Origin of the sequence: Parabacteroides acidifaciens (assembly GCF_003363715.1) — a bacterium.
GTDB classification, from domain to species: Bacteria; Bacteroidota; Bacteroidia; order Bacteroidales; family Tannerellaceae; genus Parabacteroides; species Parabacteroides acidifaciens.
Genome location: NZ_QREV01000008.1, coordinates 71,873 through 89,639, shown reverse-complemented (window position 1 = coordinate 89,639; position 17,767 = coordinate 71,873). Strand labels below are relative to the sequence as shown.

General features: G+C 49.0%; 9 protein-coding genes. All 9 read left to right on the top strand.

Going from position 1 to position 17,767, the window contains the following annotated elements; translation table 11 throughout:
* The first annotated feature begins 58 nt into the window (after positions 1 to 58).
* Positions 59 to 2,146: a type IA DNA topoisomerase gene (topB, locus tag DWU89_RS05410; protein WP_004291456.1), complete on the top strand. Its 2,088-nt coding sequence runs from the start codon at positions 59 to 61 to the stop codon at positions 2,144 to 2,146.
* Between the two features lie 162 nt (positions 2,147 to 2,308).
* Positions 2,309 to 2,761, top strand: coding sequence for a DUF1896 domain-containing protein (locus DWU89_RS05405; protein ID WP_004304266.1), 453 nt, complete (start codon positions 2,309 to 2,311; stop codon positions 2,759 to 2,761).
* Complete coding sequence (locus DWU89_RS05400; protein WP_004291462.1) at positions 2,751 to 8,567, top strand: N-6 DNA methylase; 5,817 nt, start codon at positions 2,751 to 2,753, stop codon at positions 8,565 to 8,567. Before DWU89_RS05405 ends, DWU89_RS05400 begins: the two co-directional genes overlap by 11 nt.
* 657 nt (positions 8,568 to 9,224) lie before the next feature.
* Positions 9,225 to 11,150: a tetracycline resistance ribosomal protection protein Tet(Q) gene (gene tet(Q) / locus DWU89_RS05395; protein ID WP_004291466.1), complete on the top strand. Its 1,926-nt coding sequence runs from the start codon at positions 9,225 to 9,227 to the stop codon at positions 11,148 to 11,150.
* Positions 11,150 to 13,468, top strand: a complete 2,319-nt coding sequence (locus DWU89_RS05390) for a hybrid sensor histidine kinase/response regulator (RefSeq protein WP_004291467.1) — start codon at positions 11,150 to 11,152, stop codon at positions 13,466 to 13,468. The genes tet(Q) and DWU89_RS05390 overlap by 1 nt, the downstream gene beginning before the upstream one ends.
* Positions 13,461 to 14,783: a sigma-54-dependent transcriptional regulator gene (locus DWU89_RS05385; protein ID WP_004291471.1), complete on the top strand. Its 1,323-nt coding sequence runs from the start codon at positions 13,461 to 13,463 to the stop codon at positions 14,781 to 14,783. The genes DWU89_RS05390 and DWU89_RS05385 overlap by 8 nt, the downstream gene beginning before the upstream one ends.
* 279 nt (positions 14,784 to 15,062) lie before the next feature.
* Positions 15,063 to 15,485, top strand: coding sequence for a dihydrofolate reductase family protein (locus DWU89_RS05380; RefSeq protein ID WP_004291474.1), 423 nt, complete (start codon positions 15,063 to 15,065; stop codon positions 15,483 to 15,485).
* Positions 15,486 to 15,723: 238 nt separating this feature from the next.
* Positions 15,724 to 16,329 (top strand): RteC domain-containing protein, encoded by a 606-nt coding sequence (locus DWU89_RS05375; protein WP_004304269.1) that lies wholly within the window; start codon positions 15,724 to 15,726, stop codon positions 16,327 to 16,329.
* A 301-nt stretch (positions 16,330 to 16,630) separates the two neighbouring features.
* On the top strand, positions 16,631 to 17,761 hold the full coding sequence (locus DWU89_RS05370; RefSeq protein WP_004291480.1) for an ATP-binding protein: 1,131 nt from the start codon (positions 16,631 to 16,633) through the stop codon (positions 17,759 to 17,761).
* Positions 17,762 to 17,767: the final 6 nt, after the last annotated feature.

Genomic DNA, 17,767 nt, shown 5'->3' with positions numbered 1-17,767 from the left:
CCGTGTCCGCCACTGAATCCAAAATAAAATCCAAAGTATCAACAAAAAAGAAGAAGACATGAAGACAATCATTGCAGAAAAGCCCTCCGTGGCACGTGAAATCGCCCGCATCGTGGGCGCGACAAAGAGAGAGGAAGGATATTTCGAGGGAGGCGGTTATGCCGTGACATGGGCATTCGGACACCTCGTTCAGCTTGCCATGCCCGACGGCTACGGCGTGCGCGGATTTGTCCGTGACAACCTCCCGATTATTCCCGACACATTCACGCTCGTCCCCCGTCAGGTCAGGACGGAGAAAGGTTACAAGCCCGACAGCGGCGTGGTGTCGCAGATAAAAGTCATCAAAAGACTGTTCGACACAAGCGAACATATCATCGTGGCGACCGATGCCGGACGCGAGGGAGAGCTTATCTTCCGCTACCTCTACCACTATACGGGTTGCACCACTCCTTTCGTGCGCCTGTGGATCAGCTCTCTCACCGACAAAGCTATCCGCGAGGGACTGCGGAAACTCGAAGACGGCAGCAAATACGACAACCTCTACCTCGCCGCCAAAGCGCGGAGCGAATCCGACTGGCTCGTGGGCATCAACGGCACACAGGCGTTATCCATCGCCGCCGGACACGGCACGTATTCCGTGGGGCGGGTGCAGACACCAACGTTGGCTATGGTATGTGAACGCTACTGGGAGAACCGCCGCTTTACGTCCGAAGCATTCTGGCAGCTCCATATCGCAACGGACGGTTGCGACGGCGAAGTCGTGAAATTCTCATCCTCCGAGAAATGGAAAGAGAAAGAACCGGCGATGGAACTATATAATAAGGTAAAGGCGGCAGGTTGCGCCACTGTCACGAAAGCCGAGCGCAAGGAGAAGACGGAGGAAACTCCCTTGCTCTACGACCTGACCACGCTCCAGAAAGAAGCCAACGCCAAGCACGGCTTCACGGCGGAACAGACGCTTGAAATCGCGCAGAAACTCTACGAAAAGAAGTTGATAACCTATCCGAGAACGGGAAGCCGCTACATCCCCGAAGACGTGTTTGCCGAAATTCCCAAACTGCTCGCTTTCATCGGCACACAGCCCGAATGGAAAGACAAGGTGCGGGCAAAAGCCGCCCCGACACGCCGCAGCGTGGACGACGGCAAGGTGACAGACCACCATGCCCTGCTCGTCACGGGTGAGAAACCGCTCTTCCTCTCCAAAGAGGACAATACCATCTATCAGATGATTGCCGGGCGCATGGTCGAGGCATTCTCTGAGAAATGCGTCAAGGATGTGACCACTGTCACGGCGGAATGTGCCGGAGTGGAGTTTACCGTAAAAGGCAGCGTCGTGAAGCAAACCGGATGGCGTGCCGTCTATGGCGAGGAAAAAGAGGAAATTACCATCCCCGGCTGGCAGGAAGGCGACACGCTGACACCGAAAGGCTCGTCCATTACCGAAGGAAAGACCAAACCCAAGCCGCTGCATACCGAAGCCACCCTGCTCTCGGCAATGGAAACGGCGGGCAAGGAAATTGAGGACGACGCACTGCGGCAGGCGATGAAGGACTGTGGCATCGGTACTCCCGCCACACGCGCCTCCATCATCGAAACGCTTTTCAAGCGCGGTTACATGGAACGCTGCAAGAAGTCGCTTGTTCCCACCGAAAAAGGACTTGCCCTCAATTCCGTCGTCAAGACGATGCGCATCGCCGATGTTGCCATGACGGGCGAATGGGAAAAGGAGCTGGCGCGTATCGAGCGCGGGGAACTGTCCGACGACACCTTCCGCAAGGAGATAGAGGCGTACACACGTGAGATAACCTCCGAACTGATCTCGTGCGACAAGCTCTTCGGCAGCCGTGACTCCGGCTGCGCGTGTCCCAAGTGTGGCACGGGCAGGATGCGGTTCTACGGCAAGGTGGTACGCTGCGACAACACGGAGTGCGGACTGCCCGTGTTCCGGCTGAAAGCGGGACGCACCCTGTCCGACGATGAAATCAAAGACCTGCTCACCGAAGGGCATACCAAGCTGCTCAAAGGGTTCAAGAGCAAACAGGGCAAGAGTTTCGATGCTGTTGTCGCCTTTGACGGGGAATATAACACGACTTTTGTGTTCCCGGAGGCTAAAAAGGACAAGAAATTTTCAGGACGGAAGAAATAGTATTAACTTTGCCACTTGTTCAGAGTAATGAATTGTTCTTCGATACCGGATTACACTCATACTTTGGATTTAGTGGTGGCACTCGGAGGGATACCGAGTGCCTTTTTCTTCCTTTTTCCAACCGATTATCCCGTTAATTATCAATCCGCTAAATCCAAAGTAATGAACAACAAGAAGAAAAACGAGGGTCAGACCGACTTTTCCTATTACGGTCTGTACCTGCTGGACTATCTCCGCACGAACAAGTTTGAACAGGCTGACGACACCGCTTTCATACGGGAACGGGCCGACCGTGCCGCCGAAACGTATGAGAGGGCACGGCTTGAAGGCTATCCCGCCGATGGTGCGCAGGAACTGGCGATGGACACGCTGCTGCGCGGGCTGCATTATTCCCGTTACGCCATCCTCCGCGAAGTCGTGGAAAACGAGTTTGCCGATGAAGTGCCGGAAGAGAAGCGTGAAGCCTTTGTCCTGAAACTGCTGCCGCTTGTCGGCAACGTGTTCTCCGTCTATGACCTCTCGGATGACAATTTCGCCCTGTCTTCCGATTACGACCTGCTCTACACGGAGCTGACGGGAGCAACCGTCCTTTACTTAGACGAATATGGCGTTTAACCGCAAACAGAAACTGCGGGACAACATCGAGGCGATACGGACGGCATTCATCCTTGACAGGGAAAATAGGACAGCGACAACCGAAGAGCGTGCCATACTTCAAAGGTACTGCGGTTTCGGCGGTCTGAAATGTATCCTCAACCCTGCAAAGGAACTGACGGATGCCGTCCGGTGGGCGAAATCCGACCTCGAACTGTTCGCCCCGACGGTGGAGCTGCACAGGCTTATCCGTGAGAACAGCAAGGACGAAACAGAGTACAAGCGGTTTGTGGATTCGCTGAAAGCGTCCGTGCTGACCGCTTTCTACACCCCCAAAGAGATAACCGACACCATCGCGGACGTGCTGGCAGATTACAGCGTCCGCCCCGCCCGTATGCTCGAACCGTCGGCAGGTGTCGGCGTGTTCGTGGATTCCATGCTGCGGCACAGCCCCAATGCGGATGTGATGGCTTTCGAGAAGGATCTGCTCACGGGTACAATCTTGAGGCATCTCTATCCCGACCAGAAAATGCGCACCTGCGGTTTTGAGAAAATCGAAAGACCGTTCAACAATTATTTCGACTTGGCGGTGTCCAACATTCCGTTCGGTGACATTGCCGTGTTCGACGCGGAGTTTCAGCGGAGCGACTCTTTCGGCAGACGCTCCGCCCAGAAAACCATCCACAACTATTTCTTTCTCAAAGGACTGGATGCCGTGCGTGACGGCGGTATCGTGGCGTTCATCACCTCGCAAGGGGTATTGAATAGCACCAAGACCTCCGTGCGTAACGAGCTGTTCAGTCAGGCCAATCTGGTATCCGCGATACGCCTGCCCAACAACCTGTTCACGGACAACGCGGGCACGGAGGTGGGCAGTGACCTGATTGTCCTGCAAAAGAACCTCAGCAAGAAGGAAATGTCGCAGGACGAGCGGCTGATGACCGTGATACAGACGGACACGAAAACCGCCCTGACCGACAACGCCTATTTCATCCACCACCCGGAACGCATCGTGCATACGATGGCGAAACTTGACACAGACCCCTACGGGAAGCCCGCTATGGTTTATCTGCACGAGGGCAAGGCAGCAGGCATCGCCGGGGATTTGCGCCGTATGCTCGACGAGGATTTCCATTACAGGCTTGCCATGCGCTTGTATTCGGGTTCAATCCGGCAGGCAGGAACGGAAGAAAAAGTTGCCGTTCAAAATAAAGTAGAGCGTCCTGCCATAAAATTGGAAACAGTATCCTCGGCGCAGACGGTGGAAACTCCGACAGAAAAGCCGCAACCCGCAGATGAAAAGCCGGAGATAGAACCGCGCCCGCAATATTCCGCAGGCGTGCAGCTCACCCTGCTTGACCTCTGGGGGATGACGGAAGAGGTCAGCCAACCGAAAACCTCCAAAAAGAAAAAGACGGTGAAAAAGGCAGTTACGGCAAAGTCCACTCCGCCCAAACCGAAAGTCACGGTTACACCGACAGCTCCAACTGCAAAACCCGCAATGGAGAATAAGGAGGTGAAAGCGGAGAACACCGCCAAGCCTGCCGACCCGGACGACATCTATGCCACACTGGACTGGGATACCAATCCTCCCATCAACGGTTTCTATGAAATGATGATGGGTTTGACGCCGGAGCGTAGGAAAGAACTTCGGGAACTGGCAAGGCAGCATAACGAGAAACAAGTGGCGGAAAAGACGGAAGTGAAAGCCGTGCCGGAAACTTCCCGTGAGCAGCCACGACAGGAGGAAACACAGCCGGAGGCAGTCGCCGCACCTGCCGTTACAGATACCCCATCGGAAGCGGTGGGGACTTTCCTTTTCCCCGACATCGAAGCGGAAAAGCCGAAGGAGGAAGTCGTGGACCTTTCTCCGCGTGCCTACCACCGCACGCCGGAGATGCACCTGCGCGAAGGGTCGCTGGTGGCTGACCGGGGGCGTCATAACATCGGCTACCTGAAAGACATCACGCCATACGGGGCGACATTCCAGCCGCTCGACCTGAAAGGATACCAGAAGGAAAAGGCGTTGTTGTATGTGTCGCTGCGTGACGCCTACGAGCGTCTGTACCGTTATGAATCGCTCCGGCGCGAGGCAAATGTTCCGTGGCGAGAGCATCTGAATACCTGTTACGATGAGTTTGTCATGCGCTACGGCAACCTCAACGCCAAGCAGAACGTGAAGTTAGTGATGATGGATGCGGGCGGGCGCGACATCCTTTCGCTGGAACGGATGGAAAACGGAAAGTTCGTCAAGGCGGACATCTTCGAGCATCCTGTTTCCTTCGCGGTGGAGAGCCATGCCAACGTAGGCTCTCCCGAAGAAGCCCTGTCTGCGTCGCTCAACAAATATGGTACGGTCAATCTCGACTATATGCGGGAGATAACCGACAGCACGGCGGAGGATTTGCTCACTGCCCTGCAAGGGCGCATCTACTACAATCCGCTCGTGACCGGTTACGAAATCAAAGACCGTTTCATCGCCGGAAATGTCATAGAGAAAGCGGAACGCATAGAGGCATGGATGGGTGACAATCCCGAAAATGAGCGTATGCCGGAGGTGAAGCAGGCGTTGGAGGCTCTGAAAGATGCCGAGCCGCAGCGCATCGCCTTCGAGGATCTGGACTTCAATTTCGGGGAACGCTGGATTCCGACGGGTGTCTATGCCGCCTACATGAGCCGGCTGTTCGACACGGAGGTGAAAATCGCCTATTCCGCAAGCATGGACGAGTTTTCGGTGGTGTGCGGCTACCGCACCATGAAAATCACGGACGAGTTTCTGGTGAAGGGGTATTACCGGAACTATGACGGTATGCACCTCCTAAAACACGCCCTGCACAACACCTGCCCTGACATGATGAAGTCCATCGGCAAGGACGAGCATGGCAACGACATCAAGATGCGCGACAGCGAGGGAATACAACTCGCCAACGCCAAGATTGACGAGATACGAAACGGCTTCTCCGAATGGCTCGAAGAGCAGTCGCCGCAGTTCAAGGAGCGGCTTGTGACGATGTATAACCGCAAGTTCAACTGTTTCGTGCGCCCGCGCTACGACGGCTCCCATCAGACCTTTCCCGACCTCAACCTGAAAGGGCTGGCAAGCCGGGGTATCAAGAGCGTCTATCCCTCACAGATGGATTGCGTCTGGATGTTGAAACAGAACGGCGGCGGAATTTGCGACCACGAGGTGGGAACCGGTAAGACGCTGATAATGTGCATCGCCGCGCATGAGATGAAGCGTCTGAATTTGGCACACAAGCCGATGATTATCGGGCTGAAAGCCAACGTTGCGGAGATTGCAGCCACCTATCAGGCGGCATATCCCAACGCACGTATTCTGTACGCTTCGGAGAAGGACTTTTCGACCGCCAACCGTGTGCGCTTCTTCAATAATATAAAGAACAACGACTACGATTGCGTCATCATGTCGCACGACCAGTTCGGCAAGATACCGCAGTCGCCGGAATTGCAGCAGCGCATCCTGCAAGCAGAGCTTGACACGGTGGAGGAAAACCTCGAAGTGCTACGGCAGCAGGGAAAGAACGTGTCGCGGGCGATGCTGAAAGGATTGGAGAAGCGCAAGCACAACCTTGAAGCGAAGCTGGAGAAGGTGGAACACGCCATAAAGTCACGCACGGACGACGTGGTGGATTTCAAGCAGATGGGCATCGACCACATCTTCATAGATGAGAGCCACCAGTTCAAGAATCTGACTTTCAACACGCGCCACGACCGTGTGGCGGGATTGGGAAACAGCGAGGGAAGCCAGAAGGCACTTAACATGCTCTTTGCCATACGCACCATACAGGAGCGCACAGGAAAAGACTTGGGTGCGACCTTCCTCTCCGGCACGACTATCAGCAACTCACTGACTGAATTGTACCTGCTGTTCAAGTACCTGCGCCCGAAGGAGCTGGAACGGCAGGACATAAGGTGTTTCGACGCTTGGGCGGCGATATTTGCCAAGAAGACGACGGATTTTGAATTTAACGTGACGAACAATGTGGTCCAGAAGGAGCGTTTCCGCTACTTCATCAAAGTGCCGGAGCTTGCCGCCTTCTATAATGAAATCACGGACTACCGCACGGCGGAGGATGTGGGCGTTGACCGTCCTGCCAAGAACGAGATACTGCACCATATACCGCCCACGCCGGAACAGGAGGACTTCATACAGAAACTGATGCAGTTCGCCAAGACGGGCGATGCCACCTTGTTGGGCAGGCTGCCGCTTTCGGAAACGGAAGAAAAGGCGAAGATGCTCATCGCCACGGACTATGCCCGGAAAATGGCACTCGACATGCGCATGATAGACCCGAATTACGAAGATCATCCCGACAACAAAGCGAGTCACTGTGCCAAGATGATCGCGGAGTATTATCAAAAATACGACGCCCAGAAAGGCACGCAGTTCGTTTTCTCTGATTTGGGGACATACCAGCCGGGCGACGGGTGGAACGTCTATTCGGAAATCAAGCGCAAACTGACGGAGGACTACGGTATACCGCCAAGCGAGGTGCGCTTCATTCAGGAGTGCAAGACCGACAAGGCGCGGAAGGCGGTGATAGACGCCATGAACGCCGGGACGGTGCGTGTGCTGTTCGGCTCTACCTCTATGCTCGGAACGGGTGTGAACGCCCAGAAACGGTGTGTGGCTATCCATCATCTCGATACGCCGTGGCGACCGTCCGACTTGCAACAGCGTGACGGACGCGGAGTTAGGGCAGGTAATGAGATTGCCAAACATTTCGCCGGGAACAACGTGGATGTAATCATCTACGCGGTGGAGAAGTCACTGGACAGCTACAAGTTCAACCTCCTGCACTGCAAGCAGACTTTCATAAGCCAGCTCAAAAGCGGTGCGATGGGTGCGCGTACCATCGACGAGGGGGCAATGGACGAAAAATCGGGCATGAATTTCTCGGAATACATGGCGTTGCTCTCCGGCAATACCGACCTGTTGGACAAGGCGAAACTGGAAAAGCGGATCGCATCGCTCGAAGGGGAACGCAAGTCGTTCAACAAGGGCAAGCGTGATTCGGAGTTCAAGCTGGAGTCAAAGACCGGCGAGTTGCGCAACAACACGGCTTTCATAGATGCCATGACGGAGGACTGGAACCGCTTCCTGTCGGTGGTGCAGACCGACAAGGAGGGCAACCGCCTTAATATAATAAAGGTGGACGGAGTGGATTCCGCCGATGAGAAGGTCATCGGAAAGCGTTTGCAGGAGATAGCCAAGAATGCCACGACCGGAGGGTTGTACACGCAGGTCGGTGAACTTTACGGTTTTCCGATAAAGGTGGTGAGCGAAAGGATACTCAAAGAGGGATTGGAGTTCACCGACAACCGCTTCGTGGTCGAGGGGAACTACAAGTACACCTACAACAACGGGCATCTGGCGATGGCTGACCCGTTGGCCGCCGCCCGCAACTTCCTCAACGCGATGGAGAGGATACCCTCCATCATCGACCAGTACAAGGCGAAGAACGAGGTGCTGGAGATGGAGATACCGCAGTTACAGGAGATAGCGGGTAAGGTGTGGAAGAAGGAGGACGAGCTGAAGCAGTTGAAGTCCGAACTTGCCGCCCTTGACCGAAAAATTCAGCTGGAGCTTGCGCCACCCACGCCCGAAGTCGCAGAAAAGGAGAATGAAGGGCAACAGCTCAAGCCGGAAGCGGAAGATGTGAGGAACAGGCAGGCGCAATATCCCGAAAATGCACCGCCGCAGATACGCAGTCCGGCGGATAGTATCGTTGCCAACCATGTCATAATCGGGCGTCCGGGACTGTATGCCAAGGAGGAAACCCGGTCCAAAGGATTGAAAATATAACCTAAGGAATTTTATCTGAAGTATTAATAAGGGCTATCCCAAAAGGTCTAAAAGTAAATTTTATCCTTTCTGCAAGTATCTATAGGATGGCAACTGCATTTTTTTCTTTTTGGGCAGCCCTTATTAAAATTTATTCTTATTTTAGGTTATATACATTCATGTCCATTTATGTAAAAAATTCCTGCTGACCTTGTTTATGTCTTGTCAGTCACCATTTGCAAAACCATATTTGACCCTCAAAGAGGCTGAATTTGATAAGTAACTTGCTACATACTCATAATAAGGAGCTAAATAGAACACGAATGGGAAATACACAAATGCTAAACTAAAGAAGATATTGGCCAAAATAAACGCTATACCGAGAGAGAAACTTGATTTTTCAACTTCCTAAAACGGTGTTGTTCAAACATTTCTACTTATTTGTACTTGCCAGTTGAACCTACGCTTCCCTAATAAAATGTCTATGGTAAAAAGTTAAAAAATCCTCCCACTTTTGTTAGATATATTTTTTTGTGTAATTTTGTAATCGTTATGCGGCAGTAATAATATACATATTAATACGAGTTAGTAATCCTGTAGTTCTCATATGCTACGAGGAGGTATTAAAAGGTGCGTTTCGACAATGCATCTACTGTAGTATATTATTGCTTAATCCAAATGAATATTATAAATTTAGGAATTCTTGCTCACATTGATGCAGGAAAAACTTCCGTAACCGAGAATCTGCTGTTTGCCAGTGGAGCAACGGAAAAGTGCGGCCGTGTGGATAATGGTGACACCATAACGGACTCTATGGATATAGAGAAACGTAGAGGAATTACTGTCCGGGCTTCTACGACATCTATTATCTGGAATGGAGTGAAATGCAATATCATTGACACTCCGGGACACATGGATTTTATTGCGGAAGTGGAGCGGACATTCAAAATGCTTGATGGAGCAGTCCTCATCTTATCCGCAAAGGAAGGCATACAAGCGCAGACAAAGTTGCTGTTCAGTACTTTACAAAAGCTGCAAATCCCGACAATTATATTTATCAATAAGATTGACCGTGCCGGTGTGAATTTGGAGCGTTTGTATATGGATATAAAAACAAATCTGTCGCAAGATGTCCTGTTTATGCAAACTGTTGTCGATGGATCGGTTTATCCGGTTTGCTCCCAAACATATATAAAGGAAGAATACAAAGAATTTGTATGCAACCATGACGACGATATATTAGAACGATATTTGGCGGATAGCGAAATTTCACCGGCTGATTATTGGAATACGATAATCGCTCTTGTGGCAAAAGCCAAAGTCTATCCGGTGCTACATGGATCAGCAATGTTCAATATCGGTATCAATGAGTTGTTGGACGCCATTTCTTCTTTTATACTTCCTCCGGCATCAGTCTCAAACAGACTTTCAGCTTATCTCTATAAGATAGAGCATGACCCCAAAGGGCATAAAAGAAGTTTTCTTAAAATAATTGACGGAAGTCTGAGACTTCGAGACGTTGTAAGAATCAACGATTCGGAAAAATTCATCAAGATTAAAAATCTAAAGACTATTTATCAGGGCAGAGAGATAAATGTTGATGAAGTGGGTGCCAATGATATCGCGATTGTAGAAGATATAGAAGATTTTCGAATCGGAGATTATTTAGGTGCTAAACCTTGTTTGATTCAAGGATTATCTCATCAGCATCCCGCTCTCAAATCCTCCGTCCGGCCAAATAAGCCCGAAGAGAGAAGCAAGGTGATATCCGCTCTGAATACATTGTGGATTGAAGACCCGTCTTTGTCCTTTTCCATAAACTCATATAGTGATGAATTGGAAATCTCGTTATATGGTTTGACCCAAAAGGAAATCATACAGACATTGCTGGAAGAACGATTTTCCGTAAAGGTCCATTTTGATGAGATCAAGACTATCTACAAAGAACGACCTATAAAAAAGGTCAATAAGATTATTCAGATCGAAGTACCACCCAACCCTTACTGGGCCACAATAGGGCTGACTCTTGAACCCTTACCGTTAGGGGCAGGGTTGCAAATCGAAAGTGACATCTCCTATGGTTATCTGAACCATTCTTTTCAAAATGCCGTTTTTGAAGGGATTCGTATGTCTTGCCAATCTGGTTTACATGGATGGGAAGTGACAGATCTGAAAGTAACTTTTACTCAAGCCGAGTATTATAGCCCGGTAAGTACACCTGCTGATTTCAGACAGCTGACCCCTTATGTCTTCAGGCTGGCTTTGCAACAGTCAGGTGTGGACATTCTCGAACCGATGCTCTGTTTTGAGTTGCAGATACCCCAAGTAGCGAGTTCCAAAGCTATTACAGATTTGCAAAAACTGATGTCTGAGATTGAAGACATCAGTTGTAATAATGAGTGGTGTCATATTAAAGGGAAAGTTCCATTAAATACAAGTAAAGACTATGCCTCAGAAGTAAGTTCGTACACTAAGGGCTTAGGCATTTTTATGGTTAAGCCATGTGGGTATCAAATAACAAAAGACGGTTATTCTGATAATATCCGCATGAACGAAAAAGATAAACTTTTATTCATGTTCCAAAAATCAATGTCATTAAAATAATGGAGCGGTCAGGAAATTTCTATAAGGCAATACGGTTGGGATATATACTTATCTCCATTCTTATCGGATGTATGGCATATAATAGCCTCTATGAATGGCAGGAGATAGAAGCATTAGAACTTGGCAATAAAAAAATAGACGAGCTCCGAAAAGAAATAAACAATATCAATATTCAAATGATAAAATTTTCTCTATTGGGTGAAACAATACTGGAATGGAACGATAAAGATATCGAGCATTACCATGCACGGCGTATGGCAATGGACAGTATGCTCTGCCGTTTCAAGGCCACCTATCCAGCAGAGCGCATCGATAGTGTGCGCAGTCTTTTAGAGGATAAGGAACGACAGATGTTCCAGATAGTCCGGTTAATGGATGAACAACAATCTATTAACAAGAAGATAGCCAATCAAATTCCGGTTATTGTACAGAAAAGTGTGCAGGAACAGTCCAAAAAGCCAAAACGAAAAGGTTTCTTAGGCATATTCGGCAAAAAAAAGGAAGTAACTCCAGCAGTATCAACCACTATCCTTCATTCGGTCAATAGAAACGTAATCAGCGAACAGAAAGTGCAGGATCGCCAATTGTCGGAACAAGCCGACAGCCTTGCAGCTCGTAATGCAGAACTTAACAGACAACTGCAAGAATTGATTTGCCAAATAGAAGAAAAGGTACAAACCGAACTGCAAAGCCGGGAAAACGAAATAGTTGCCATGCGTGAAAAGTCATTTATGCAAGTAGGCGGTTTAATGGGATTCGTTCTTCTATTGTTGTTAATTTCCTACATCATCATACATCGTGATGCAAAAAGCATTAAACAATACAAGCACAAGACAACTGATTTGATAAGGCAACTGGAACAATCCGTACAACGGAACGAGGCACTGATAACGTCAAGGAAGAAGGCGGTACATACTATCACCCATGAACTGCGCACACCGCTGACAGCAATAACAGGCTATGCCGGACTGATACGGAAAGAACAGTGTGAGGATAAGTCCGGGCAGTATATCCAAAACATACTGCAATCCTCCGACCGTATGCGGGATATGCTTAACACTTTGCTTGACTTCTTCCGCCTGGACAACGGCAAGGAACAGCCCCGTCTGTCACCCTGCCGGATTTCAGCAATCACGCACACACTTGAAACGGAGTTCATGCCTGTTGCCGTGAACAAAGGGCTGTCCTTGTCCGTGAAGACTGGACACGATGCCATTGTATTGACCGACAAAGAGCGAATAATACAAATCGGGAATAACCTGCTGTCAAACGCTGTCAAGTTCACAGAAGAAGGCGGTGTTTCTTTGATTACTGAATATGATAATGGAGTTCTGACACTGGTCGTTGAAGATACAGGTACAGGCATGACAGAAGAGGAACAGAAACAAGCGTTCGGTGCGTTTGAACGTCTATCAAATGCCGCCGCAAAGGAGGGTTTCGGGCTTGGGCTTGCCATAATGCGTAATATTGTGTCGATGCTTGGCGGAACAATCCGTTTAGACAGCAAGAAAGGGAAAGGCAGTCGTTTCACAGTTGAAATTTCTATGCAGGAAGCTGAAGAACAGCTTGGATATACAAGCAATACACCTGTTTATCATAACAATAAATTCCATGATGTTGTCGCCATTGACAATGATGAGGTATTACTTCTGATGCTGAAAGAGATGTATTCCCAAGAAGGAATACACTGCGACACTTGCACCGATGCTGCGGCACTGATGGAAATGATACGCCAGAAAGAATACAGCCTGTTGCTGACAGACTTGAATATGCCCGATATAAACGGTTTCGAATTGCTGGAACTGTTGCGTTCGTCCAACGTGGGCAATTCACCAACAATCCCGGTGGTTGTGGCAACCGCTTCGGGCAGTTGTAACAAAGGGGAACTATTGGCAAAAGGCTTTGCCGGATGCCTGTTCAAACCGTTCTCCATATCGGAACTGATGGAGGTTTCCGACAGGTGTGCCATAAAAGCGACACCGGACGGGAAACCGGACTTTTCCGCCTTATTGTCCTATGGCAATGAAGCCGTCATGCTGGAAAAGTTGATAACTGAAACAGAAAAGGAAATGCAGGCGGTACGGGATGCAGCAAAAGAAAAAGACCTGCAAAAGCTGGATTCCCTGATCCACCACCTGCGCAGTTCGTGGGAGGTGCTCCGTGCCGACCAACCGCTGAATGTACTTTACGGATTGCTTCGTGGCGATGCTCTCCCGGATGGTGAAGCGTTAAGCCATGCCGTGACTGCCGTGCTGGATAAGGGAGTGGAAATAATACGGTTGGCAGAAGAGGAAAGGAGAAAATACGAAGATGAATAAGACAAAAATAATTGTGGTGGAAGACAACATCGTGTATTGCGAATATGTCTGCAATATGCTGTCACGGGAGGGCTACCGCAATATGAAGGCTTACCACCTCTCAACCGCGAAGAAACATCTGCAACAGGCAACAGATAATGATATCGTGGTTGCCGACCTGCGTCTGCCTGACGGCAGTGGCATAGACCTTTTGTGCTGGATGCGAAAGGAGGGAAAGATGCAGCCCTTCATCATTATGACCGACTACGCCGAAGTTAATACCGCCGTGGAAAGCATGAAACTCGGCTCGATAGACTATATTCCCAAACAGCTTGTGGAGGATAAACTTGTCCCCCTGATCCGTTCCATACTGAAAGAACGTCAGGCAGGACAACGCCGTATGCCTATATTCGCCCGTGAAGGTTCCGCCTTTCAGAAAATCATGCACCGCATAAGGCTGGTAGCCGCCACCGATATGAGCGTGATGATATTTGGTGAGAACGGCACGGGCAAGGAGCATATTGCCCACCTGTTGCATGACAAGAGCAAACGTGCAGGCAAGCCATTTGTGGCGGTGGACTGCGGTTCACTCTCCAAAGAGCTTGCACCGTCGGCTTTCTTCGGACACGTCAAAGGTGCATTTACAGGTGCGGACAATGCCAAGAAAGGATATTTCCATGAGGCGGAAGGCGGCACGTTGTTTCTGGACGAGGTAGGAAACCTCGCGTTGGAAACCCAACAGATGTTGCTCCGTGCCATACAGGAGAGGCGGTATCGCCCGGTCGGAGACAAGGCAGACCGGAATTTCAATGTCCGCATCATCGCTGCTACCAATGAAGATTTGGAGGTATCGGTGAATGAAAAGCGTTTTCGGCAGGATCTTCTGTACCGCCTGCACGACTTCGGGATAACCGTTCCTCCGTTGCGTGACTGTCAAGAAGACATTATGCCGCTGGCAGAGTTCTTCCGTGATATGGCAAACAGAGAGCTGGAGTGTAGCGTGAGCGGGTTCAGTTCCGAAGCACGTAAAGCGTTGCTGACACACGCATGGCCGGGCAACGTGCGGGAACTTCGGCAGAAAGTTATGGGTGCTGTATTGCAGGCGCAGGAAGGTGTTGTCATGAAAGAGCATCTGGAACTTGCCGTGACGAAACCGACCTCTACTGTCAGCTTCGCCTTGCGCAATGACGCGGAGGATAAGGAGCGGATATTGCGTGCGTTGAAACAGGCAAACGGCAACCGGAGTGTCGCCGCAGAACTGCTCGGCATAGGCAGGACAACACTATACAGCAAACTTGAAGAGTATGGACTTAAATATAAATTCAAGCAATCATAGCCCGTAATTCACTGAATTTGGCTATCTTTGCATAACATTTGAGAAAAACGGCGATTGGCAGGAGCTTTTCGCCGCCAACATATAGGATAAGACCGCAAGGCGTTTCAAGCGAAAATCTGGTAAATTGGAACTACGGAGACGATTGCGTGATGCTTATGCTATGCTTACGCATAGCGTGCATTCACGTACTCTCCGTAAAGGCTTTACCAGAGCCATCGCTTGAAGGTAGTGTGAATTGCACGCTACTTTTTTACCCTTGCCTAACGAAAGGAAACGATTATGGGTAAAGTTCAGATTCTCGCCGTACTGACGATGGACGGATGTCTTTCTTCAGAGTTATATGATAAAGCACATCAGGATTTGTGCCTTGACCGTTGCGGTCTTGATGAAATCAGGAAGAAAGCCTTTTACCGTGTGACACCGGACTATTCCATTTCAATGCTGCACGAATGGAGAAAAGACTGCACAAACATCCGTTACCTCGCGGAAGCCACACCGGACACGGCAGACTATATAAACGGACTGCTGCGGATGCACGCTGTGGATGAAATCATACTATACACCGTTCCTTTCATATCCGGAAGCGGACGACATTTTTTTAAGTCGGCTCTGCCAGAGCAACACTGGACGCTTTCCTCTTTGAAAAGCTATCCCAACGGTGTATGTCGCATTATCTATATCCTTGATAAAAAAGCAAGATAGCCAAAATGTGCGGCAAGCATACATTTCTATTTTCAGGAATAGAATAAATGTTCCGATTACAAACAATTTAAGTCGGAGATAATTTGTCCTTGTGAAAAAATACTGAATTTTATACCTCTGAAATCCAGCACTTTGTAAAATTGAGTGTTGGATTTTTTATTTTCTGCCGCGTTTTTTGCCAATTATATTCATGTGCGCACGCAGAAAACAAAGTGTAATTTTCAAAATTGACAGAACCATGAATTATTTCTTGCTGGCGGAAACCGACTTTTTCCGCCTGATAAACGAAGCCGGCGACTGCAATATGGAAACGGCATACACGGCTTTCGCCACCCAAGTGATCGAACTGTGCAACGGCGGCATGGACATGAACCTTACCGTCATCGCGCTTGCCTACATCGAAATCGAGTTGCAGCACCATCCCGTACGTAATCTGTCAGAAGAAAAAAGAGAGATTGCCGCCTACGTCAGCAAGGCTCTGTCTTTCGTAAGAAAGATGCAGAAATTCCTTGCCACGCCCCAAGTGCCACCACTAATATCCGCCAACAACGCAACAGAAACCACCGCCAGCCTTCTTCAATGGACGGGCAATGCCATCGACCTCGTGGAACTTATCTACGGCATAGACGTGATGGGCTGCATCAACAACGGCAATATGCCGCTCAAACAGCTCGCCCCACTTCTCTATAAGATATTCGGGGTTGATTCTAAAGACTGCTACCGCTTCTACACTGATATCAAACGCCGGAAGAACGAAAGCCGCACCTATTTCATTGACAGGATGCAGGAAAAACTGAACGAGAGAATGTTGCGTGATGAGGAGTTGGAGCGGATGAGAAAATAAAAAAATATCCATTACATATGAGAAGACAGGAATACTCGTATCCTGTCTTTTTATTTTCATTTAATTATATATTAATTAGCACAATATATGTGAGTTTTTCATTCCTATAAGGACAAATTTCAGAAACGTATGTCTGGTAAATTATTGAGTCATCATAGTATGAACATATATCATTACTAAAAACAATGAAACAACTTCCATAAGATTGTGGTTGTAAAAATCGCCATTTAATAGCCCGTTTTTTTTGTAAAATTCGCCAATTAAAAAAATATGATTATCTTTGCATTATATTTTATAAGGTATGGAAACAGTAAATAGAATACTTCAAGAGAAGATTACAGCACGAATCGCGCCCAATAAAGCAGTACTGATTTTTGGTGCTCGCCGTGTTGGTAAAACGGTAATGATGCGTAAAATTGTGGACAACTATTCAGGTAGGACGATGATGCTCAACGGCGAAGACTACGACACATTAGCACTATTGGAGAATCGCTCAATAGCCAATTATCGGCATTTATTGGATGGTATTGATTTGCTGGCTATTGATGAGGCACAGAACATACCACAAATCGGTAGTATTCTGAAGTTGATAGTTGATGAAATACCGGGAATAAGTGTCTTGGCAAGTGGTTCTTCGTCATTCGATTTGCTGAATAAGACTGGTGAACCGTTGGTCGGCCGCAGTACGCAATTTCTCCTTACACCATTCTCGCAACGGGAAATCGCACAGACGGAAACGGCACTTGAAACCCGCCAGAACCTCGAAGCGCGCTTGATTTACGGTTCCTATCCCGAAGTAGTAATGATGGAGAACTATGAACGTAAAACAGACTACCTACGTGATATTGTCGGTGCATACCTGCTTAAAGATATCTTAGCAATTGACGGCTTAAAAAATTCGAGCAAGATGCGCGATCTACTGCGATTGATAGCTTTTCAGTTGGGCAGCGAAGTTTCTTACGAAGAGTTAGGTAAACAACTCGGCATGAGCAAGACGACCGTTGAAAAATACCTCGACCTATTGGAAAAGGTCTTCGTTATCTATCGTCTGGGGGCTTATTCGCGTAACCTACGCAAGGAGGTTACAAAAGCTGGCAAGTGGTACTTCTACGACAACGGCATTCGCAATGCCATTATCGGGGCTTTCTCACCGCTGGCCATTCGGCAGGATGTCGGTGCGCTGTGGGAGAACTACATCATCGGAGAGCGGCGCAAAGCGAACTTCAATGAGGGACTGCACAGGGAGTTCTATTTCTGGCGCACCTACGACAAACAGGAAATCGACCTGATTGAGGAGAGTGCCGACAGTCTTACCGCCTTGGAGTTCAAGTGGGGAAATAAAATGCCGGCCGCACCGAAAGCCTTCCAAGAAGCCTATCCCTATGCCGAGTTTCATGTGGTAAATCGGGAGAATTATTTGGAGTTCGTATAATCAATA